Annotated in this window: 14 protein-coding genes and 1 tRNA gene; 11 read left to right on the top strand and 4 right to left on the bottom strand. The window is 37.9% G+C overall.

The genetic code is table 11. The features are described from left to right. Window positions 1-226 precede the first annotated feature (226 nt). From H8Z77_RS08610 to H8Z77_RS08595, 4 genes are all read left to right on the top strand, one after another. Complete coding sequence (locus tag H8Z77_RS08610; RefSeq protein WP_069987525.1) at window positions 227-700, top strand: PH domain-containing protein; 474 nt, start codon at window positions 227-229, stop codon at window positions 698-700. A gap of 784 nt (window positions 701-1484) precedes the next feature. Then, window positions 1485-2480, top strand: a complete 996-nt coding sequence (locus H8Z77_RS08605) for an alpha/beta hydrolase (protein ID WP_186996756.1) — start codon at window positions 1485-1487, stop codon at window positions 2478-2480. A 28-nt stretch (window positions 2481-2508) separates the two neighbouring features. Continuing rightward, the gene (locus H8Z77_RS08600) at window positions 2509-3477 is read left to right on the top strand and encodes a glycosyltransferase family 2 protein (protein WP_186996755.1); all 969 of its coding nucleotides are present in this window, start codon (window positions 2509-2511) and stop codon (window positions 3475-3477) included. Window positions 3478-3507: 30 nt separating this feature from the next. After that, entirely contained in the window at window positions 3508-4194 is a 687-nt protein-coding gene (locus tag H8Z77_RS08595) for a hypothetical protein (protein ID WP_186996754.1), read from the top strand. A gap of 224 nt (window positions 4195-4418) precedes the next feature. Here H8Z77_RS08595 and H8Z77_RS08590 read toward each other — a convergent pair. Further along, window positions 4419-4506: transfer RNA gene (locus tag H8Z77_RS08590), tRNA-Leu, on the bottom strand. A gap of 540 nt (window positions 4507-5046) precedes the next feature. Further along, window positions 5047-7611 (bottom strand): 3'-5' exonuclease, encoded by a 2565-nt coding sequence (locus H8Z77_RS08585; protein WP_186996753.1) that lies wholly within the window; start codon window positions 7609-7611, stop codon window positions 5047-5049. Window positions 7612-7947: 336 nt separating this feature from the next. On the opposite strand from H8Z77_RS08585, the gene H8Z77_RS08580 reads away from it, so the two are divergent. From H8Z77_RS08580 to rnr, 4 genes are all read left to right on the top strand, one after another. Beyond that, window positions 7948-9933 carry a DNA gyrase/topoisomerase IV subunit B gene (locus H8Z77_RS08580; RefSeq protein ID WP_186996752.1) on the top strand — a complete coding sequence of 662 codons (1986 nt, stop codon included), beginning with the start codon at window positions 7948-7950 and terminating at the stop codon, window positions 9931-9933. A gap of 14 nt (window positions 9934-9947) precedes the next feature. Next, window positions 9948-12182, top strand: coding sequence for a DNA gyrase subunit A (locus H8Z77_RS08575; protein ID WP_186996751.1), 2235 nt, complete (start codon window positions 9948-9950; stop codon window positions 12180-12182). A 510-nt stretch (window positions 12183-12692) separates the two neighbouring features. Beyond that, window positions 12693-12944: a preprotein translocase subunit SecG gene (secG, locus tag H8Z77_RS08570; protein WP_069987518.1), complete on the top strand. Its 252-nt coding sequence runs from the start codon at window positions 12693-12695 to the stop codon at window positions 12942-12944. Between the two features lie 70 nt (window positions 12945-13014). Beyond that, window positions 13015-15132: a ribonuclease R gene (gene rnr / locus H8Z77_RS08565; protein WP_186996750.1), complete on the top strand. Its 2118-nt coding sequence runs from the start codon at window positions 13015-13017 to the stop codon at window positions 15130-15132. 202 nt (window positions 15133-15334) lie between these two features. Here rnr and H8Z77_RS08560 read toward each other — a convergent pair whose 3' ends face one another. Next, the gene (locus tag H8Z77_RS08560; protein WP_186996749.1) at window positions 15335-16678 is read right to left on the bottom strand and encodes a hypothetical protein; all 1344 of its coding nucleotides are present in this window, start codon (window positions 16676-16678) and stop codon (window positions 15335-15337) included. Between the two features lie 270 nt (window positions 16679-16948). Continuing rightward, window positions 16949-18247 carry a two-component system regulatory protein YycI gene (locus tag H8Z77_RS08555; RefSeq protein ID WP_186996748.1) on the bottom strand — a complete coding sequence of 433 codons (1299 nt, stop codon included), beginning with the start codon at window positions 18245-18247 and terminating at the stop codon, window positions 16949-16951. Between the two features lie 531 nt (window positions 18248-18778). Here H8Z77_RS08555 and H8Z77_RS08550 point away from each other — a divergent pair. The 3 genes from H8Z77_RS08550 (at window position 18779) to H8Z77_RS08540 (ending at window position 22264) form a co-directional block, all read left to right on the top strand. Continuing rightward, window positions 18779-20584 (top strand): Na/Pi cotransporter family protein, encoded by a 1806-nt coding sequence (locus H8Z77_RS08550; RefSeq protein ID WP_069987514.1) that lies wholly within the window; start codon window positions 18779-18781, stop codon window positions 20582-20584. Between the two features lie 79 nt (window positions 20585-20663). Beyond that, window positions 20664-21710, top strand: coding sequence for a LacI family DNA-binding transcriptional regulator (locus H8Z77_RS08545; protein ID WP_186996747.1), 1047 nt, complete (start codon window positions 20664-20666; stop codon window positions 21708-21710). Between the two features lie 110 nt (window positions 21711-21820). Beyond that, window positions 21821-22264 (top strand): RbsD/FucU family protein, encoded by a 444-nt coding sequence (locus H8Z77_RS08540; protein WP_186996746.1) that lies wholly within the window; start codon window positions 21821-21823, stop codon window positions 22262-22264. Window positions 22265-22860 lie beyond the last annotated feature (596 nt).

The raw sequence follows: 22860 nt of genomic DNA, 5'->3' as shown, positions 1-22860 counted from the left end.
ACAATGCAAAATAAAGTTTGTGATAACATAGGAATTGTATTACAAATTATGTTGATATCAATGCAATCATTTTTGTGCTTAAAAGGAAACTTTTGTGTGAGTTTGCTTTTTTGCCTATACGAACCTTACATCAATAGGTATTCATGGATTTTATGTGAAATGCCAAAAGTTTTTTCACAATTATTTGTTATACTTAATAAATCGATATAAATTAGGGGGGATACAGTTGCGTTTTTATACCAAAATAGATATATGGGTACATGTTGCATGTCTCTGTATTTGCTACCAGACAATTGTATTTACCTGGTTTTTAATAACACAGGATACTTCCAATTTATGGGTAGGGCTTGGTACTGCAGTGGGATGGATTTTGAGCATTTTGCTTGTATTGCCTTTTTATGTATTGTCTTATAGTGAGATAAAGAAGGATACTTTAGTATTGCGTTTGGGCTTTTTAAAGCAAGCTGAAATTCCGTATGAGTGTATTTTAAAAGTGGCACCTACCACAAAGGCTTTTTTCTCTTTTGCGCTTTCTTATGACCGATTGGAGCTGGTGTGTTTAACACCAGAACATGGAAAACAGACTCTGCTAATTTCACCAAAAAACAAAGAGGAATTTATTCGACAATTACAAAAAAAGAACCCAAAAATTGACACAAATTGTCCAGGAAGTGGACTAACTGTGGAATCAAAAAGTTAAAAAATTTTCGTAAAATTCGCCAAGTTTTAAGGTTGTATTTTTAACTAAACGTCGAATTACGCAGCATATTAACCAAAATAGTGCGTTAATATATGTATTGTTGTGCCAAATGCTGATTTTACTAAAATACCGTTGACATTTGTCGATTATATGAGTATACTAAAGTTGTAATCAATCAAGATCTGAATCAACATAAAGTTCTTTTCAATTTGATTATTTGATTTATACAGTACCTGATATGTATAAAATAAATTAAATTGAAAAAACAGTCTGCACCGTATCGGTTTTATTCCACATCCTCCTTGGTGGAAACGCAGAATGGTTGGTAACAAGATATTTTTCTCGATTTTGATTTTAAAATATATCAAATAATATTACTAAGGCAGCAGCCCAACTGCCAAGTACCCCAAAAACAGGAGAAAAATAGTTTAACGTTACACTTTATGTTGCGATTTTAGTTGATTTCAACACTTTTTCTTCTTCTCAGAAATCGCAGGAAAATGGATTTTTGGAGCATGCGCCCACATCGCTCCGCCTACGTACGTGGTAGGTTCCCCTTTTAATCCTTATAGTTTCACTGCAGATTTCGATTTTTTCCTCTCCAAATTTAAAACGTGAAAGAGAAAAGCCTACTTTATGCCCAAAAGTAGGCTTTTCTCTTTTTTGTTTTTCTTGTCAACTCATCCAAAAACATGTATAATAAAACGTAAATTCACAATATAAACATGTTACTACCATACGATTGGAAAACATGTAAATTGAAAATTCCAGAACAGGAGCTTTTATGGCAATTAATAAATTGATGAAAGCCGCATTAAAAGCGCTTTCTTATCCGGATATCAACCTAAAGAAGAATTATAAGCTGGAACGTACTTTTATGAACGTAAAAGGATACCATCCAATTAAACCCAGCTATAATGTATGGGACCACAGTGTTTTTTATCAGGATCATAAAATACCAGTGCGTATTTTTTCTCCCGTTTTGGGCAAGAATCCATCTGAGGAGATTGTGGATGAACACAATTGGAATAATACCAAGGAATACCCAATCCTTTTATTTTTCCATGGTGGGGGATGGGTTGCTGGAAATATTGACAGCTACAATCGGGTTTGTTTAAACCTGGCTACCAAAACCAAACATTTGGTTGTTTCAGTGGATTACCGTTTGGCACCGGAACACCCTTTTCCAGCAGGATTGGAAGATTGTTATGCAGTAGCGAAAGAAATTTTTCAAAAGACAGATTTACTCCACTCTAAACCGGAATATATCACCTTAATCGGGGATAGTGCTGGAGGAAACTTGGCAGCAGCAGTTTCCCTGATGGCTCGGGATCGTGGGGATTTTGAGCCCAAACGGCAGGTGCTAATTTATCCGGCTACGTATAATGATCATGGTGATACTTCCCCTTTTGCTTCCATTCAGGAAAACGGGAGTGATTATCTACTAACTTCTAAGATGTTGCAGGATTATATGGAACTGTATATGGGAAACCAGAATGATTGGGAAAACCCCTATTTTGCACCATTGTTGGCCAAGGATTTTTCCCGTCAACCAGATACGTTAATCCTTACCGCAGAATATGATCCTCTACGGGATGAAGGGGAAGCCTATGGTGAGAAACTGTGGCAGGCAGGAAACCAAGTGGAGATTATCCGGATTTCAGATGCGCTACATGGTTTTATTTCATTGCCGCTAAAATTTCAGCAAGTGAAAGAATCTATGGAATTGATCCAACAATTTATTCAAAAACATTCTGAGCCAAATTTACCAATTACATAACAGCGAATACGAAAGGGGAGAACCAGCTTTGAAAAATACATTGTATGTTGTAATTCCCTGCTATAATGAGCAGGAAGTTTTATCAGAAACAGCAAAACAGATGAAAGATAAAATGGAACAACTGATTCGCCAGAAAAAAATTTCTGATTTAAGCAGGGTTGTATTCATCAATGATGGTTCCAAAGATAATACATGGCAGATGATTTGTAAATTGCATCAAGATAACCCTCTTTTTAGTGGGATTAACCTAAGCAAAAATCGTGGGCATCAAAATGCGTTGCTAGCTGGATTAATGACAGTAAAGGAATATGCGGATATGGTAATTTCCATGGATGCGGATTTACAGGATGATATCAATGCAATAGATCAGATGGTGGATAAATATTTAGCAGGCTGTGATATTGTATATGGTGTGAGAAGCAAGCGGAAAACCGACAGCTTTTTTAAACGGTTTACTGCTGAAGCTTTTTATCGGATTATGAACCACTTAGGGGCAAATACAGTGTTTAATCATGCTGATTATCGCCTAATGAGTAAACGGGCATTGGAAGGGTTAGCTCAATTTAAAGAGGTAAATCTATTCCTGAGGGGAATAGTGCCTATGATAGGGTATCCTTCTGATATTGTCACTTATGAGAGAAAAGAACGGTTTGCTGGAGAAAGCAAATATCCGTTAAAAAAGATGTTGGCATTGGCATTGGAGGGTATTACTTCATTGAGTATTAAACCAATCCGTTTGATCACAGGATTAGGGTTTATGGTGTTTTTTGTTAGTATTGCCATGCTTATTTATATTTTAGTTCGTTTCTTTATGGGAGCCACTGTCGTTGGATGGGCTAGCGTAGCGGTTTCGGTATGGGCTATCGGAGGACTTTTGCTGTTATCCATTGGTGTAGTAGGAGAATATATTGGGAAAATCTATTTGGAGACCAAGGAGCGGCCTCGGTTTATCGTTGAAAGTTTTTTAGAGGAAGAACACAAACAAGGACATCAATAAAAAAGGAATACAAGGAGCAAAAGGGCGGATATGATAGTTCAGTTACAAGAATGGGTAAATCAGCAAGTAGAAGAAGTGGTACAGACACACCAAAAAGATTGCAGGGAACAGCGAAAAAAGGTAATACCAGTTTGTATCGTTGTGGGAATATTAATCCCAATTTTGTTTGGGCTAGCACGGAAGGGACCCACGCAAAGGGTGTTTTTCATTTTTGGAATAATTGGAATTATCCTTGCTCTTTGTATGACAGTGGTGGTTTTTATTGGTTCAGCCAGCACGAAAGGAATAAAAAAATTTCAACAACGATACATACAACAAGTGGAAAAAAATTTGACCGAATCTGAACAGCAGTTATTTTCAGATGAATTACAATCTGGTTCCTTTGAGGTGATTCCATTAAAATGTGGAAAAAATAAATTATTAAAACCTAAATTATTATTTGGGGATCCTTTTTGTGTCTATTGTGATGAATATGGTGGCTGTAGCTTTATTCAATTTGCTCATTTAAATTTTGTCGAATTTGAAGGAAATTTGTTTTCCCACAAGGAAAATGAATCTGCAGATACAGTGGTGATTCGTTTTCATTTGAAACAAGAGATAAACGAGAAGGATTGGGAAGATTTTTATATTTCAATGAGAGAAGCAGAATGGGCTTATCAAACGATAAGAAAAATATTTCCGGAGCTTACAATTAAGATTACTCCGGTTCAAAATTAACCCAAAGAAAAAAGTGCTTAGGATATTTTTGGAAAAAATAGTATAAAGCTGGTAAAGTTTTATCATTTAAGGCGGAATTATTCCATGAAAATAAAAAAGATAGTGGAATTAATAAAAACCCACTATCTTAAAATTTTAGTGTTATAAAAATACTTAGCTTTCAGTGCAGGTATCTAATTTTGGACAAAAAAAGAGTCTGAACACAATTTGCGTTCAGACTTTTTTGGTGCCGCTGACCGGACTTGAACCGGTACGGTATTATCTACCGAGGGATTTTAAGTCCCTTGCGTCTGCCTATTCCGCCACAGCGGCTAATGAATTAACCTATATTATTCTACATGATAGTTTGAGATTTGTCAATAGGTTTTTGAAAAAAAGTTGCTTATTATTTTATAAAAAATGAAAGGAAAAAGAGAAGAAATTATTTTTTACGGAAAACCAAAGTGATTACTCTGTTATTGCTATCCTCGCAATAGCACAAAATTCCCGATCTTTGCAACAATTGATTTTGATAATGGTGGCTTTTTAGTCCTATCGAAGTAGCGTTGTTTGTGATAGGAGTTTTATTCTCTCTTCCCACTATTGTGATTCGTTTATCCATTCTACTGGTATGTTTACTGCATTTATTTCGCTCTGGAGTATGTTTTCGTTTGCTAATACTGGCTTTTACATTATTTCATATAATATATCGTTTTCCGCTGTATCGCAACAATTTGCGATGGAGAAAACTTTTTTCAAAATGAATTTATCCTCTTCAATTTTTCCGTTTAATATGTGTTTAACGGGTTGCTGAATACTGGATTGAATATTATCCATCTTATTTTAACAAACAAATGTGGAAAAGTGGAAAGTTTAAATTACATGAAGATATTTTTTTGGAATCTCCCCAATAAACCGGCTGATTTTCTTCGTCCTTCCGTCAATAGAGAGGGAACAGCTAAAATAGAGCTGCTTTTTTGCCCGGGTCATTGCCACATAAAAAGTTCGTCTTTCTTCTGCCAAATTGCCCTCTTTTTGAGAAAAATAGGAAGGAAACATATCATCCTGCAATCCAGCGAGAAATACGTAGTCAAACTCCGCTCCTTTTGCCTGATGTACGGTGATAATCGGAACCCTTGGCTTTAGTGCCAGCATACGGTCCAGGCTAGTAGCGGATAAGCTGGAAATCTCCAACAGGGCGTGGATATTGTCCCAACAACTTTTTTCGGGTTGGGATAATTCCCGTACCAGGTAACGGATTTCCTGGATATGATTTTGTTGCTGCTGTGTATTGTTAAGCTGTTCAATATGAGCGGATTGTATCACCTGTTCTACTAATTCCTGTAGCGGGGTTGTTTTGGCATCTTTTTGTAATTGCTGTAACATCTGTGCCAATTTAGCGAATTTTGGCTGGTATGCCAGATAAATTGGTTGACGCTGCAAGGCAAATTCTGGCAATTTTTTTGTCACCAAATGGATCAGGACATCCTTGGTTGCCAGAATATCATCCATTGCGTCATGGCTGGATTTTACCTGGGTATCTAACAATTGGCTTAGTGTTTCCAACTTATGGTTTGGAAGTTCTGGATAAAAACGCCGTGCCAAATCCAACGTGTCAAAATCATCGATGTAACCGGCCTGTGGCAAGCCGAGGCGTGCCAACTGGCTGGAGAGTATTGTTAAATCATAGCTTACGTTGTGGCCAACCACAACACGCCCATATAAAAACTGGTTGAATTCCTGTAAAACCTGTTTGGCATCTCTTCCATGTTTTTGTAAATAGGAATCACTGAAATGATGGACTGCTTCAGAGCTACCCACAGGTTTGGAGGGAATTAAAAGCTGCTCAAATTGTTCCAATACTCTACCTTCCGCATCAATCCTGACAGCGGCAATTTGAATAATTTCATCGCTGGAGGTGTCTGTCCCGGTGCTTTCTACATCAAAAACAACTACATTTTCGTTTAACAGTGCTTTTTGCAGTGGATCATACGGGTTTCCAGTCTGGATACCAGGGCGGAGCCAGTCGTTTAGGCGGATTCCAAGAGTACGATAATCTTTGCTTTCCAGCTTTTGGAGGGTTTTTATCCCCACCCCACGTACATATCCCAACATGATTCTGGCTAAACTGGTATCATCGTACCGATTAACAGCGAGGCGCAAGAAAGCCAGAATATCTTTGATTTCCTTTGTCCGGAAAAACTTATATTGGTCCGCCAACAGGAAATCAATCCATTTTTCACCTTCCAAATTGATTTTTAATAGCTCTTCACTCAAGCGATAGGCATGGATGTTATTCCGGCATAGTACCGCAACCCGGGATAGGTCCACATCTCCTAACTGTTGGATTTGTTGATGGATCCATGCAGCTTCATCCGCAGGATGGTCAGCGCAATGGAGTAAAATTGGATTTCCGGGGTCAGTGGCTTTTGCCTGCATCTGTTCCCCATAAATATCCTGTACTTGTTGGGGAAAGGATGTTTTTAAAAAGTCATAGGAGGCGTTTAACAACAGTTGGGTAGAACGGTAGTTTTGGTCGAATACAATGCGGGTAGGGTGATATTCCTTGGTAAACCTGCCGAAGATATCCCTTGGTTTGGACCCCCTCCATTGGTAGATGGTTTGAAAATAATCGCCGCAGAGCATTATCTTTGCGTTGCCAAATATTTTTTCTACAATTTGGTATTCAATTAGGCTGGTATCCTGTACTTCGTCAATGTGGATAAAATGGTATTGCTGTTTTATCCTGTCGCAATAGGTTTCATCACTTAACGCGTCCATCCCTTTTGCTAAAATATCGTTAAAATCTACACTATGCCGTTCTTCCAACAACCGATTATACCGTTTGACCAATCCAGCGCCGTATTTTAAGAGAAACCGATATTGTACTTGGTTTAAATTTCCACGGATACTGCATACCTGTTCCAACTTCATCCTGTCATGTTGGTAACAGTATTGAATAATCTGTTGAAAATTTAGGGTGGGAAAAATCATTTTTTGTTCTTTGATGTGGTTGATAAACTGCTGTACTGGCTGTAAATTATCGCAGCCCATGGCAGATAAATCCAGCTCTTTGAGCAGGTCAAGGCAATCATCCTCATCGCTAATCATCAAATCAGTTGAAATATTGCTTTGTTTGGCATAACCACGCACAAGTTCAAAACAAAAGCTGTGGAAAGTGCGTACCGTAATATCCTTTGCGGATTCCATAGAAGAAATCCGCTCTTTCATCTCTTTACAGGCGCGGTTGGTAAAGGTAAGGCATAAAATCTGATTTCCTTCCGCTAGCCCTTGCCGCAGAATATTGGCAATCCGCAGTGCCAATGTATTGGTTTTTCCCGTTCCTGCGGCCGCCAACAATAGAATATTTTGGTCCAGCCCATCCACAACCCGTTTTTGCTGTTGGTTGAGCTGCTGATATTGTTGTTCAAATGTCATATGAATCCCTCAATTGCTCGAGAATTTTTCATTGCACCATCGGTGTATATCAATCGGATACAAAGTTGATATTCTAAATCAAATCAGATCAGATAGCCTCCGTTTATGGTACACTTTTATAGCTTATATTTTGGAATACAATTAAAAACCAATACGGTTTTTTTATTTTAGTATATCATATAAACTACGATACAAGCAACGAAATGCAGGGGATTCGACAGGTTAAAAGTTGACTTTCGGGATTTTTCCAGTTAAAATAAGAATTTAGAGCTTAATTTTTAGGATGAAAGAATAGAACAAGCATTTGTATGGACAAGGAAAAGCAGGAGAGTGCAAATGGTAAAAAAATCAAAAAACACATACGATAATGATAGTATTTCCTCCTTAAAGGGTGCGGACAGGGTCCGGAAGCGCCCAGGGGTTATTTTTGGTTCCGATGGCCTGGAAGGCTGTGAACATTCTGTATTTGAAATTTTATCCAACTCAATTGACGAAGCCCGGGAAGGGTTTGGGCATAAGATCGTGATTACCCGGTATCAAGACCATTCGGTAGAAGTAGAGGACTTTGGACGGGGTATCCCAGTGGACTACAATAACAATGAGCAACGATATAACTGGGAGCTGGTATTCTGTGAATTATACGCTGGTGGTAAGTACAATACCAATTCAGCGGAGAGTTATGAGTTCTCTTTAGGGCTGAATGGGCTTGGTCTGTGCGCTACCCAATATTCTTCAGAATATATGCAGGTGGAAATCCACCGTGACGGATTATGCTATGAGCTGGAATTTGAGCATGGCGAAAATGTAGGAGGATTGAAAAAATCTGAGAGTTCCCGCAAACAGAGTGGGACCCGTATCCGTTGGAAACCGGATATTCAGGTGTTTACTGATATTGATATTCCAGCTGATTATTACCGGGATATTTTAAAACGGCAGGCGATTGTCAATAATGGGCTGCTTTTTGTGTTTCGCAACCAGACGGATAAGGGATTTGAAACCGAAGAATTCCTCTATGAAAATGGAATTGAGGATTATGTGAAAGAGATTGCTGGGGATACGGCGCTGACCTCAGTACAGTACTGGTCCACTGAGCGGGTAGGACGGGATAGACCGGATAAGCCGGAATATAAGGTAAAATTATCCGTGGCGTTGACTTTTTCCAACCGGGTAAAATGCACAGAATATTACCATAACTCCAGCTGGCTGGAACATGGGGGTTCTCCAGAACGGGCGGCAAAACAAGCAACTGTTTCCCAGATTGATGCTTATTTGAAACAGAACGGAAAATATTTAAAGAATGAAAGCAAGATTTCGTTTTCTGATGTAGAAGACTGCTTGGTTTTGATTTCCTCTTCTTTTTCCACCCAGACTTCCTACGAAAACCAGACCAAAAAGTCGATTACCAATAAATTTATTTACGAGGCAATGACGGATTTCCTGAAACATCAATTGGAAATCTACTTTATTGAAAACCCAATGGAAGCGGGAAAAATCGCGGAACAGGTATTAATCAACAAACGCAGCCGCGAAAAGGCAGAAAAGACAAGGTTGAACTTGAAAAAGACCTTATCCGGAAATATGGATATTGCCAACCGTGTACAGAAATTTGTGGATTGCCGCAGCAAGGATATCTCCATCCGGGAACTGTACATTGTGGAAGGGGATTCCGCTTTGGGGGCTTGCAAATTGGGGCGTGACGCCAATTTCCAGGCGATTATTCCAGTGCGGGGGAAAATCCTCAACTGTTTAAAAGCAGATTATGATAAAATCTTTAAAAATGATATCATCAGTGATATTGTCAAAGTGTTGGGCTGTGGCGTAGAGGTCAAAAGCAAGGCGAACAAGGATTTATCCATGTTTGATTTGAATGGCTTGCGTTGGAACAAGGTGGTTATCTGTACCGATGCGGATGTGGATGGATTCCAAATCCGTACTTTGATTTTAACTATGATTTACCGTTTGATGCCTACTTTAATTGAGGAAGGCTATGTGTATATCGCGCAGTCCCCTTTATTTGAGATCAATACCAAACAGAAAACCTATTTTGCCTATAGTGAATCCGAAAAGACTAAAATCCTTTCGGAGCTGAAAGGGCAGAAATTCACTTTACAGCGTTCCAAAGGGCTGGGGGAAAACGAGCCAGATATGATGTGGCTCACCACCATGTGCCCGGATACTAGGCGGTTGATTAAAGTAACTCCAACCGATGCCCAGGCAACCTCTGAAATGTTTGACCTGATGTTGGGGGACAACTTACAGGGAAGAAAAGATTATATTGCTGAATTTGGCGCCGATTATATCGACCAAGCAGATGTTTCTTAAGGAAGGAGGACCAAATGGCTCGAAAAAAATCTGACACAACACCAAAAAAGGTAAACCATGAAGCTTATATTGAAGGGGCAGGGATTGTAGAAGAACAAGCGATTACCGAAACCTTGGAGAAAAACTACATGCCCTATGCCATGAGTGTTATCCTTTCCCGTGCTTTGCCGGAAATTGATGGGTTTAAACCATCCCACCGGAAATTATTATACACAATGTATAAAATGGGGCTGCTAACAGGGCAAAAAACCAAATCCGCTAACGTGGTGGGACAAACGATGAAACTGAATCCCCACGGGGACGCCACGATTTATGAAACCATGGTGAGGCTCTCCCGTGGCTATCAGGCGTTATTGCACCCTTATGTAGACAGTAAGGGGAACTTTGGCCGTTCCTATTCCAGGGATATGGCATATGCTGCTTCCCGTTACACTGAGGTAAAGCTTGACCCAATTTGTGGGGAGCTTTTCCGAGATATTGACAAGGATACTGTGGATTTTGTTCCAAACTACGATAATACCACAACAGAACCATTGTTGTTGCCTACTACCTTCCCTTCGATTTTGGTCAATGCCAACGTGGGGATTGCGGTATCCATGGCAAGCTCGATTTGTCCATTTAATTTGCAGGAAGTGTGCGAAACCGCCATTGCCTATTTAAAAAATCCGGATTGTGAGATTTCCGAAACTTTAAAAGGGCCTGATTTCCCAGGCGGCGGCTTTTTGGTGCAAAACCAGGAAGAACTGGAAAAAATTTACCGGACGGGTAGAGGTTCCGCTAAAGTCCGTTGCCGGTATGCTTATGATAAATCCCAGAATTGCATTGATATTACGGAAATTCCGCCAACCACTACCGTAGAAGCGATTATGGATAAAATTATTGATTTGATTAAATCCAATAAAATCCGTGAGATTTCCGATTTAAGGGATGAAACCGACCTTTCCGGCTTAAAACTGACATTGGACTTAAAGCGTGGGACAGATCCGGACAAATTGATGCGCCGTTTGTTTAAAATGACGCCGTTGGAGGATTCTTATTCTTGTAACTTCAATGTACTGGTTGGGGGGACGCCACAGGTATTAGGTGTCCGGGGCATTCTGGAAGAATGGTCTGCGTTCCGTATGGAATGTATCCGCCGCCGAGTATGTTTTGAGCTGAATAAGAAAAAGGACAAGCTCCATCTGTTGACTGGTTTGCAGAAAATTATTCTGGATATTGATAAAGCCATCCGGATTATCCGGGAAACCGAAGAAGACAGCGAAGTTGTGGCAAACTTAATGATCGGTTTTGGGATTGATGAAATCCAGGCGGAATTTATTGCAGAAATCAAGCTGCGTAACCTAAATAAGGAATACTTGTTAAAGCGCACCCAGGAAATCGAACAATTAAAACAGGATATCCAGGAGATGGAAGAGATCCTGGCAGAAAAACGCAAAATCAAACAGATTATTATCAAAGAACTGAAGGATGTTATCAAAAAATATTCCCAACCAAGAAAGACGCTCTTTATTTATCCAGAGGAAGACTTGGAAGATCTGGAGGAAGAAACAGTTCCAGATTATCCAGTAAACTTGTTCCTGACAGCGGAGGGATATTTGAAAAAAATCACTCCCCAATCTTTGCGCATGAGTGGGGAACATAAACTAAAAGAAGATGACCAAATCATCACCCACATTGAAACAACCAATAATACCGATTTATTGTTTTTTACCAATCAAGCACAGGTGTACAAAACCAATTTAAGCCAGTTTGCGGATACCAAAGCCAGCGTAATGGGGGATTATGTACCTGCAAAATTAAACTTTGATGAGGAAGAAAGAATTGTGGGGATGGCGTATACCAAAGATTATTCTGAAACCATGTTATTTTTCTTTGATAATGGCAAGGTCTCAAAGGTACCATTAAGTTCCTACGCAACCAAAACCAACCGTAAAAAATTAGCAAAAGCTTACGGAACGAAGGCTCCTTTGGTGACTTGTTTCTGCCAGCAGGAAGATCAAGAATATTTGATGGTTTCCAATAACCAGCGGTATTTATTGTTCCATTCTGGTATGATTCAATCCAAAACGACCCGTGACAATCAAGGGGTTGCGGTGATGACCTTAAATAAGAACTGCTTGCTGGAGCAGGTAAAGCCTTATCAGGAGGATATGCTGGAAAATGCCCATCGTTTCCGTACCAAATCGGTACCCGCCAGAGGGGCTGTTTTGCGGGAAGAAGATAAAGGGGAACAGTTAAAACTTTCCTAACCACAATGTAAAAATTAAAAATTTTTTCAAACTGGGGTTACTCTTATCCTACAATTTTGTGGCATACTAATAGTAAACATTTTTACAAGATATACTCATGGTGTGCCTATGTAAAATTTTTTCTTTTACTCATAACAAAATAATTGTGTGGGAAAATATCAATTTTTAACATCTGATTTGATCTGTGCCCTGGATCTGTAGTTGATTCACTTCAGTTAGTTTTTTGCTTCACATAAAAATACCGCCAGTTTTCTGGCGGTAACATCACAATTTAGAAAAGCAAACGCAATTTTTAGCAGATTAAAAAACAAATTTTATTATAAAATAAAATTACTTTCTAACATGCTGATTTCTTTTTTGTTGTGATGTACTTTTAGTATCAACAAAAAATTTTAATATATTCTTAGAAAATTGTTCCATTGTGTAAACAAAATACTTGCATTTTTATGGTTTGTATGTTATCATATGAAATGCACATAATTTTTTTAGATTATGATGGAGGTTACATTCATGAGCGTATTACAAATTGTCGGCGGGGCTCTGCTGTTACTGGCTAGTATTATAATTATCGTTTTGGTTATGCTGCAAGAAAGCAAAGACAGAGGTTTGTCTGGTCTGACAGGTGGCAGTACAGAATCTTATTTAGATACCAATGGTAACAGAACAAGAGATGCACAGCTTTCTAGATTTACAAAATTCGTTGCAATCGCATTTTTTGTATTATGCATTGCTATCAACGTTGTTGCGGTTTTTGTAAAATAAGAGCACATGAAACTCATAAATGCCCTGCGTTTTCTGCGCAGGGCATTTTACTAGTTACAAGGAGAGACTCATGAAAAAAAATATTGATGATAAATTATTGGCGGCAATTGTAAGATCAGGCAAAAAAGGGCTCTTATTTGGGGAATTAAAGAAAGTGGCAAGGGGAAAAAATATTACGCTGGATATGGTGCGGAATTCGATTCAGCGCCTTTGTGCCAACGGAAAAACCGTATATTTGAAAAACCGGTATTATACACCAAAGGCATTGGGGATTTATCCTGCAAAAATTGTGCGGAACAATCGGACATTTTGTTTTGCACAGCGTTTATCGGATGATGCCCAGATTTTTATTCCTGGCAAACATAGCCAAGGGGCAATGCAGGATGACTTTGTTCTGGTAAAGCCACAAAAACAGCTTGGTGAGAGTGAGGAAGGTGTTGTGGTTTCGATTACCCAATATGGTCCATCTACCTTTACTGGTATCTTACAAAAACAAGGAAAGCGTTATTTTGTTCTGCCGGATTCCCTTTCCAAAGACCTGATCCCTGTTATAATACCGGAAGAGATGGAAGCTGCTATAGGGGATAAAGTGATAGCTAAGGCAATTTCCCGTGGAAACCGCCACAGTGAACACAGGTGCGAACTGGTAAGCAGCCATGGAAGCGCTGAAACTGCCGCGGCATGTGCGGCAGCTATTTTAGAAGCAAACGGAATTAGTACAGAATTTCCTTCTGAAGTACAAGATAATGCGGCCAGAATTGCACAGAAAGGGATTTCTGATGTGGAACGTCGCCACCGCTTGGATTTGACGGACTTGCCCATTTTTACAATTGATAGTGCGGAATCCAAAGATTTAGATGATGCCATCTCGATTGAAAAAGGGGAACATTGTTATTATGTTGGGGTGCATATTGCAGATGTCTCCCACTATGTAAAATACCGTTCACCATTGGACTTGGAAGCATTTGAACGGGGCACTAGTATCTATTACGCCAACAAAGTAGTTCCTATGTTACCAAAGGAACTTTCCAATGGAATTTGCTCTTTAAATCCAGATGAGGAACGTTTGGCATTTTCCGCATTATTAAATGTTGGTTTTGATGGGAAATTAACCAATTTTACCTTTAAAAAGACGATTATCCGTTCCCGAATCAAAGGAATTTATAAAGAAATTAACAGCATTTTGGATGATACTGCTACAGAAGAAATCAAGCAAAAATATGAGATTGTAAAGCCAGAAATCCAATTGATGTATGAACTATACCAAATCCTGTTGAAAAATAAGATCAAACGAGGTGCCCCACAAATTGAAACAACCGAAAGTAAGATTTTAATTGATGATCGGGAACAGATTGTAGATATCCAGCCAAGGACGCAGGGAATATCAGAAGGGATTATTGAAGAATTTATGTTATTGGCAAATGAGGCAGCCGCTACTTTTGCCAGAAAACAGGATATTCCATTTGTTTACCGTGTTCATGAACGACCATCCCCTGAAAAGGTTTCCAGCTTGAAACAGATTTTAGACCGGTTAGGGTTACCATCCAACAAGGTAGAACCTAAAATGAAGCCCGGGGTGATATCCAAGATATTGGAAAAATCCAGAGATACAGAATTGTTCCCCATTGTAAATACACAGGTTTTGCGCACCATGTCCAAAGCAAAATACAGCGAATTCCCCATTGGACATTATGGTTTGGCATTGGAAAATTATTCTCATTTTACTTCTCCAATTCGCCGTTATCCTGATTTAACGATCCATCGCATTTTAAGTGACCTGCTGTGTTATCATGATAGTATGGATGCCATTCAAAAACGTTACCAGAAATTTGTGGTACAAGCTGCTCGTCATTCCAGTGAAACTGAAATGCTTGCTATGCAGATTGAACGTGATTGTGAGGATTGTTATAAAGCGGAATATATGACCCACCATATTGGTGAAATATTTGAAGGGATTATTATTTCGGTATTGGGGAGGGGATTCTATGTAGAACTTCCTAATACAGTGGAGGGATATATCAAAATAGAAAGTTTGGATGGCCCTTATGAATATGATGGGTTCATCCGTTTGAATAATTCTGTGACAGGAAAATCCTATCAAGTAGGGCAGCATGTTATGGTGCAATGTGTTGCTGCGGATGTGAATGCGGGAAATATTGATTTTGAACTGGTTGAACCAGAAAAATAGAATATTCAAAAAAGTAGCCTCTAATTTTAGAGGCTACTTTTTTCTCATATATGAAATTCAAGCAAAGAAAGTTGTAATAGAATTTGGATTTACCTGATATTAGAAATATACTATAGAAGTTTTCTTTTACCTAATGGTGATTTATGGTTAGGTTTCTATCAATACAATAAGGTATATTATTTTATTGATAGATGATTTTGGATTATCGGTAGTTCATCATTTTTCCAGTAATCGCATCTACATAATCCTTAGTAACATAGTTTTGTTCTTCTTCCGGCAATTCTGGATTCACTTTTGTTTGTGAGGATATTACCCAGGCAGGGCGTAATTCAAAGTTAAAATCTTTTTCATATTTTGGAACATATAACAATTGGATTTTAAACACTTTTCGCGCTTCTTCTTCAAATGCGTTTTTGTATTTTTCGGCGTATACCGAGATTGCCTGTTCCATGCTGATGCAAGACAGGTTTTTTTGTGTTGTTTTTACATTATAGATATCTCCAAAATAAAAATAGAAAACACCATTTTGGTTGACAAATGCCTGTAGAACGCTTCCGGTTGTCATGACAGGGTCATTGTATACTTTGCCAGCCAGATTAGGGGTGCTGCTGTCTGTAAATTTGACACCGCCTAACATCATGTTGTAAGTAATATAATAGCACTCTTGATTTTGATTGGTCCATTCTGTTGGGACACCAGCGGCATATTGGATGCTATCCGCATTCGGTTTTACTTCATTTTGAATCCATTTATTTACAGATTCTATATCCAAGGCATACACATTGGGGGCTCCTAAATTTTGGATCCCCAGGGCATTTATTTTTTCTTCCACCATTGCAAGGGCAGAATCTTTATTAAATCCAGCTAATTTCTCTTTTGGAAAGCGGTTTCTCAATACGATGTCCTTTGATTCGGATTGCCCTACACTAAGGATGGGGATTTTGGCTGGATTACTTAGGTCATCATAAATTGAAGTTATTTTACTCGAATTATCTGTGAACATATGGAAATTATTGCTAATCCATAAACTTTCTCCGTCTATTGTTTGATCTTGATAATTGTAGTTTGGAATTGTGTCATCGTTCAGCATCATATCCTGCATATGGTTTTGCGAGGCAAACTGCTTTCCAGGAATGAATGTATCTACCCATTTTTGATATACTTTTTCAGTATCTTGTAGGGTAGCCTGATATAGGTTATAAGTACCTTCTGGATATACTTCAATATCAGCTTCTATGGTAAGGTATTGTTCCAATGACCCTTCTAAATAATCCGGAAGTTTTGAAAGGTCGGTTACCCCTTTAATGTCTTTTAGGCTACCTGGGCGTTGTCTGCTTGCGTTTGGCGTTGTGGCATCTGCATTGTTATCTCCCTCTGTGGTATGGCTGCCATCGTCTGATTGGGAAGCAGATGGGCTATTACTGGAGCCACTGTTTAAAGCAGCTGAGTTTGTTTCTTCCCCTTTGTTCGAGCATCCAGAGCATCCGCTACAACAGAGCAAAAACAGCCCAACGGCTAGTAGGATACTGATTATTTTTTTTAACATACAAATCCACCTCCATCAATCTTTCTACTTTTTGTTACAACTTAATCAAGCAAAATGAACTTGCTATCTACTTATATCGTACCGTAACTATAAGAAAAGCAGATAAAATATCAATATTTATCGAAATTTAGTATAAAAATCAATTGATAATGATTCAATAGGTTATTTTTGTAAAAAAATTCACTAATTGGTATGTGAAAAATTATAAAAGAAAAACAGGTGCTGTTCTTTTACAAAAAAGCTTTCTAATTTTTTAAAAGTTTTTATATTTTAATGGAAGGTCATTAATTTTCCTGTGATGGCATCAACATATTCATATTGTTCAATATCATTTGACGTATCCATATCTGAAGTATTATGCCAAGCAATAATCCAGGTAGGATGTAGCTCAAACTCATTTTTGGATAGTGTGGTTTCTTTAGGGACGTATTGTAGACTAATATAGGTAACTGTTTTGGATTCTTCAGCAAAAGTGTTTTTATAATTTTCTAAAAATTGCTTCAAAGCATTTTCTAAGCTGATAATAGAAATATTTTGTTGAGTTGCATTTGCCTGGTAAACATCGGTTGCTTCAAAAGAAATAATTCCATTTTGATTGATAAAGACTGCAAGCTTTGTACCATACGAATTGGTGACTATCGGTGGTTGTATCTGGTTATGGGTTATTTTTACACCATCTACACAGCAGTCGTATACAATATAATAACATTCTTGGGAACGATCCCAGCTAGCTGGAACACCGGTTTGACTCAAAACAGGGTCATTTTTAATAGAATTCACCCAGTTATTTACAGAATCCACATCCATTGCGTATACACGGGGTTGTGATAGGTTGGATATCCCCAATGCTTGGATTTTTTCATTTACCTGTTGGATAGCGGATTCTTTAGGAAAGTTTTCTAGTTCTTGTTTAGGAAAACGTTTCCTTAAAGTTAATTCTCCCATATCATCCGCAAAAGCAATATAATGATAAGGCTGACTATTATCATCGTAAATGGATGTTACCTTACTGGAGAGGTCTCGGTATTGCTGTTTGTGGGTATCTAGAATCAAGTACTCGTTGTCTATTGTTTGGTAATTATATTGGTAGTTGTAATCTCCGTTTTGAGGTTCAGATAGATTTTGTGTAGCCAGTTCTTTACCAGGAATAAAGGCAGAAATCCATTGTTGGCAAATATCCTTTGGTTCTAACAGGAACGCTTTATAAAGGGAATAGTTTTGTTCTGGATATACCTCAATATCTGCTTGTATGGTGATATATTTTTCTAAGGAACCTTCTAGATAATCTGGAAGGTTGGATAAATCTGTAACCCCTATGATATCCTTTAAACTGCCTGGATTTTGTCTAATTGTATTTTTTGTTGTGGAATCCGTTTCTGTATTCTTTTCTTCCCCGTTTCCGATATTTTCATTATCTACAGATTGGGAAGCATATGGGCTGTTATTTGCGCCGTTTTCTAAAATTGATGAATCTGATCCATCCTCTTTTTTGGAACAACCAGAGTACCCACTACAACATAGGATAAATAAACCAGCTACCAATAAGATGCTAATTGCTTTTTTTAACATGTCAATTCACCTCTTTTTGTTTTGACGCTTGGCTTAAAATAAATTGATTTCACATAGATTACTATCTACTTATATTGTACCGTAATTATAAGAAAAGTAAATAAAAATATCAATATTTGTCGAAATTTAGTATAAAAATCAATTAATAACGATTCAATGGGTTATTTTTGTGCAAAATTAGGTATTTTGTAAAAAGTTCACTAATTGGTATGTAAAAAATTACAATTAATGTATTTCAATAAATCATAGAACCGTTACCAAAAGAAAGAGAAAAAATAGTTTTAAAAATTATCACTTAAAGTGTACTATTTGAGACAGTTTTTGAAAAAATAAAAATGATAAAAGCGAATAAAGTAAAATATATGTTATATCTAGGTAAAAAATAAGTAAAAACAAGAGGAAACCTTGGCATAAATGACAGGACTAAATTTTAAAAAAACTCTGTACAACTGATTTCGGAAAATGGTATAATAAAAAAGTACATGGATTTTAACGGCATCAACAATACTTTTATTTTACCGGAGGACAACCATGAACTTTTTTACTGTTGTATCCCTTTTTGGTGGTTTGGCACTTTTCCTGTATGGTATGCACGAAATGAGTGCTGGACTAGAAAAATTTTCGGGGGGTGCATTGGAACGCACCTTACAAAAATTTACCAGCAATATTTTTAAGGGAGTTTTATTTGGTTTAGTAGTAACAGCGTTGATACAAAGTTCTTCTGCAACTACTGTATTGATTGTAGGCCTTGTAAACGCAGGTATTATTAAATTAAAACAAGCTGTAGGGATTTTGATGGGTGCTAATATTGGTACTACGGTTACTGGACAGATTACCCGTCTACTCGATTTGGATGCTACTGGCAACCCAATTTTGGAGTTTTTTAAACCCTCTACCTTAGCCCCTTTGGTTGCTGTAATTGGTATTATTTTGATTATGTTCTGCAAAGGCAAGAATCAAAAGATCATTGGACAGATTGCAATGGGATTTGGCGTCCTGTTTACCGGTTTGTTAAATATGTCGGCATCTGTAGAGCCATTAAAAGATAACCCGGTATTTTTGGGTATCTTGGAGAAGTTTTCTGCTTTTCCTATTTTAGGGCTATTAGCTGGTATTGTGATTACCGCAATTATTCAAAGTTCTTCCGCTTCGGTTGGTATGTTGCAGGCTCTTAGCTCAACTGGAGCATTGACATTTGGCTCCACTTACCCTATTATTTTGGGGCAAAATATTGGTACCTGTGTGACATCTTTGATTTCCAGCATCGGTGCGAATAAAAATGCGAAACGTACTGCTGCTGTCCATATTTATTTTAACGTAATTGGAACTCTTATTTTCCTGGTTGCCATGACAATCTTACATATGTTGGGCGTATTTGATGGAATTTGGAATCAGGCAATGTCTAGCGGGGATATTGCAAATTTCCATACTGTTTTTAATATCGTAACAACTTTACTATTGCTGCCATTTGCTAGCGCTTTAGAAAAGCTGGCAGTGGTTACCATTAAAGACAAGCCATCTGAAGAAGATGAAGATGAGGTAGCAACTGGTTTGGAAGGATTGGACGACCGTTTTCTCGTATCTCCAACTTTGGCACTGAACCATTGTTCTACTATTGTAGGGAATATGGGGAAAAAGTCGTTAAAAAATTTCCATGCTTCTATCAAACAAATCCGTGAATATGACCCGAAAAAAATAGAACGGATTCAGGAACGGGAAAATACCATTGATATGATGGAGGATTCCCTTGGAAATTATATGGTAAAATTAGCAGATTGTGAGTTGTCCGACGACGACAATAAACAATTGACTTATTTACTGCATATTATTTCTGAATTTGAGCGGATTGGGGATTATTCAATCAACCTGGTTGAACAGGCAACAATATTAAATGATAAAAAGATTAAATTTTCTGAAAACGCGCAAACGGAACTAAAAGTGTTGGCTAGCGCAGTAGAGGAAATTATTACCTTATCCTTACAGACTTATGAACAAATGGATTTGGTTGCAGCAGTTCGTGTGGAACCCTTGGAAGAAACCATTGATAGTATTCAAGAAATATTGAAGAGCAGGCATATCGAACGCTTAAAAACAGGATTATGTACGGTGGATACTGGTGTTATCTATTTGGATTTATTGACTAATTTAGAACGTATCTCTGACCACTGTTCCAATATTGCGGTGTATACGATTGGGGCCCATTTAGGGAAAAGCGAAATCAATCGACATGAATATATTCAAAAAATCCACAATAGTAAAGAGGGCTCCTACGTTTCTGATATGCAGTATTTTTATCAGAAGTATACTGCTCTAATCGAACAGGAAGAATCCTTTTGACAAAAATAAATTTGAACAGGACCCTGGCTACTACTGGGGTTCTTTTTGTATTTTTTCAATGGAAAGGAGTAGGGAAAATTTGAATCAGCAAATAGGGGGAAAAAATAATAAGAAAAAACCAACCATGAAAGACGTGGCAAACCGATCTGGGGTTGCGCTGTCCACAGTATCCCATGTGATCAATGGAACTGCGCCAATTACAGAGGAAGTAAAGCGGAGGGTAAATCAATCCATCCAGGAATTGCATTATATTCCAAATGCGCTGGCACGTCGTTTGCGGCAGGATAGAACCCATATGATTGGGATTATTGTACCGGATATTTCTAACGAATTTTATTCCAAAACGGCTTCTACGATTATTCGCCATTTTAGCAATGATGGATATACTACTGTTATGGTGGATACAGGATATAGTTTAAAACGGATGCAAAAAAATGTGGATACCCTAATTGAACAACGGATAGATGGTTTAATTGTATTGGGCGGAGGGAACGATGAACATATTCTCAACCATGCTGCAGAAACAGGGGTTAAAGTGCTTTTGGCAGATCGGCATTATGAAGATTATCCTTCTGTGGAATTTCAATATCAAGAATATATGGATCAAACTATCTGTTACCTTCATGAAAAAAGATTTCGAAAAATAGGGTATATTAGTGAATCATTGGATATGGTCAATTTACAGGAACGATACGATGGGTTTATCCAGGCGATGAAAAAGTACCATGTCAGGATCAATCCAGACTGGATTATTACAGACCGCTGGCTACAGTTAGAAAAAATGGATAGTGGAAAAGTTGTGATGCAGGAGCTGATTCAAAAACTAGAGGGATATGACATGCCGGAGATTATAATTGCCTCCAGTGATATGATTGCCATTGGCATTATGGACGCCCTACAGGAAAATGGGTACCATGTTCCAGAAGATGTTGGAGTCATTGGCATTGATGATATTGCGTTGGCACGGTATTGCAGGCCTTCCTTAACTACGATCCGACAGGATTATGAGGTGTTTGGAAGAAAATGCTATGCAACATTAAAACGATATATGGAGCACAATTTGCGGCAAAAACATTATTATATTCCCGGAAAACTGGTAATCCGTAACTCCATTCGAAAATTATAGTGATGAACAAATTTTATAGCATATTTTTGTGTAAAATATACCTTGAAAATACCGCAAAAAAGAGATATAATGAAAACGGTTTTGTTGTTTGATGGAGTGGAGGAATTGCAGTGTTAAAAGGAATCCCAAACATTTTATCTCCTGAATTATTAAAGGTTTTAGCTGAAATGGGCCACAGTGATACTATTATTTTGGCAGATGGAAATTTTCCGGCTGAGTCAAAAGGCAAAAATGCGAAGGTAATCCGTTGTGACGGACATGGTGTACCCGAATTGCTGGATGCGATTTTACAGGTGTTTCCGTTGGATACTTATGTAGAAAAACCAGTAAAATTAATCCAAGTAGATCCAGGTTTCGAAGTAGAAACCCCTATTTGGGATACATTTTATGAAATTATTGGGAAATATGACGAGCGTGGCGCATCCGCTGTAGGTACAATGGAACGGTTTGACTTTTATCAAAAATCAGAACAAGCTTATGCCATTGTTGCTACCAGCGAAAAAGCATTGTATGCTTGTATGTCTTTACAAAAAGGTGTTATCCAGCCAGAGTAATCAAAGAGAGAAGAGAACAAAAATCCCCTGTGTAAATATGACACAGGGGATTTTTGTTGGTTACGGAAACCATCGGCTCTACCAGTGGTTATATCCTGTAAAAAATTTTAGCTTCAAGTACTGAGTGAAATGAGCCGCTAACAGTAATAATTTTCCGATGAGATACAGATTGTTAGAAGGATGATTTGACCGTTTACAGGCTGTGGGACAAGCAATATAAGTAAAATAAATTTGGTGCATCTTGCGATGTTGCCTTATAGGGACAACTTATAACACCGGCTTAATCAGTAGTTGTAGCTGAAAAAACCTAAAAATATTGATAATATCCAATAAGGAACAAGAATTGCCATGATTCCAACGAGAAATTTTGGAACTTTTGAGAGAACCCCAGAATGAGTTGTGACAAACAAAGTGCAGATAGTAGTTTTTGCCAGTTAAAGTTCAAACAATTTAATCTCTGCAATTTAGTTTGGAGCGAAAAAAGTCCATTTTTTAACTGGCAAAGATAATATTTGTTTTGGGCGTTGATAAACGTATAATGAAAAGAAATACAGTATACTCAAAGGCAAATTGAAATAAAATACTTACTATTCTAG

The sequence above is a fragment of the Clostridium facile genome (assembly GCF_014297275.1).
Classification (GTDB): Bacteria; Bacillota; Clostridia; order Oscillospirales; family Ruminococcaceae; genus Massilioclostridium; species Massilioclostridium facile.
This window is presented reverse-complemented; position numbering and strand designations above follow the sequence as displayed.

Bases quoted from the DNA above. Each gene is read 5' to 3' on its own strand.
- H8Z77_RS08605 (WP_186996756.1), top strand. From the start codon at position 1,485: ATGGCAATTAATAAATTGATGAAAGCCGCATTAAAAGCGCTTTCTTAT.
- H8Z77_RS08595 (WP_186996754.1), top strand. From the start codon at position 3,508: ATGATAGTTCAGTTACAAGAATGGGTAAATCAGCAAGTAGAAGAAGTG.
- H8Z77_RS08585 (WP_186996753.1), bottom strand. From the start codon at position 7,611: ATGACATTTGAACAACAATATCAGCAGCTCAACCAACAGCAAAAACGG.
- H8Z77_RS08580 (WP_186996752.1), top strand. From the start codon at position 7,948: ATGGTAAAAAAATCAAAAAACACATACGATAATGATAGTATTTCCTCC.
- H8Z77_RS08575 (WP_186996751.1), top strand. From the start codon at position 9,948: ATGGCTCGAAAAAAATCTGACACAACACCAAAAAAGGTAAACCATGAA.
- secG (WP_069987518.1), top strand. From the start codon at position 12,693: ATGAGCGTATTACAAATTGTCGGCGGGGCTCTGCTGTTACTGGCTAGT.
- rnr (WP_186996750.1), top strand. From the start codon at position 13,015: ATGAAAAAAAATATTGATGATAAATTATTGGCGGCAATTGTAAGATCA.
- H8Z77_RS08560 (WP_186996749.1), bottom strand. From the start codon at position 16,678: ATGTTAAAAAAAATAATCAGTATCCTACTAGCCGTTGGGCTGTTTTTG.
- H8Z77_RS08555 (WP_186996748.1), bottom strand. From the start codon at position 18,247: ATGTTAAAAAAAGCAATTAGCATCTTATTGGTAGCTGGTTTATTTATC.
- H8Z77_RS08550 (WP_069987514.1), top strand. From the start codon at position 18,779: ATGAACTTTTTTACTGTTGTATCCCTTTTTGGTGGTTTGGCACTTTTC.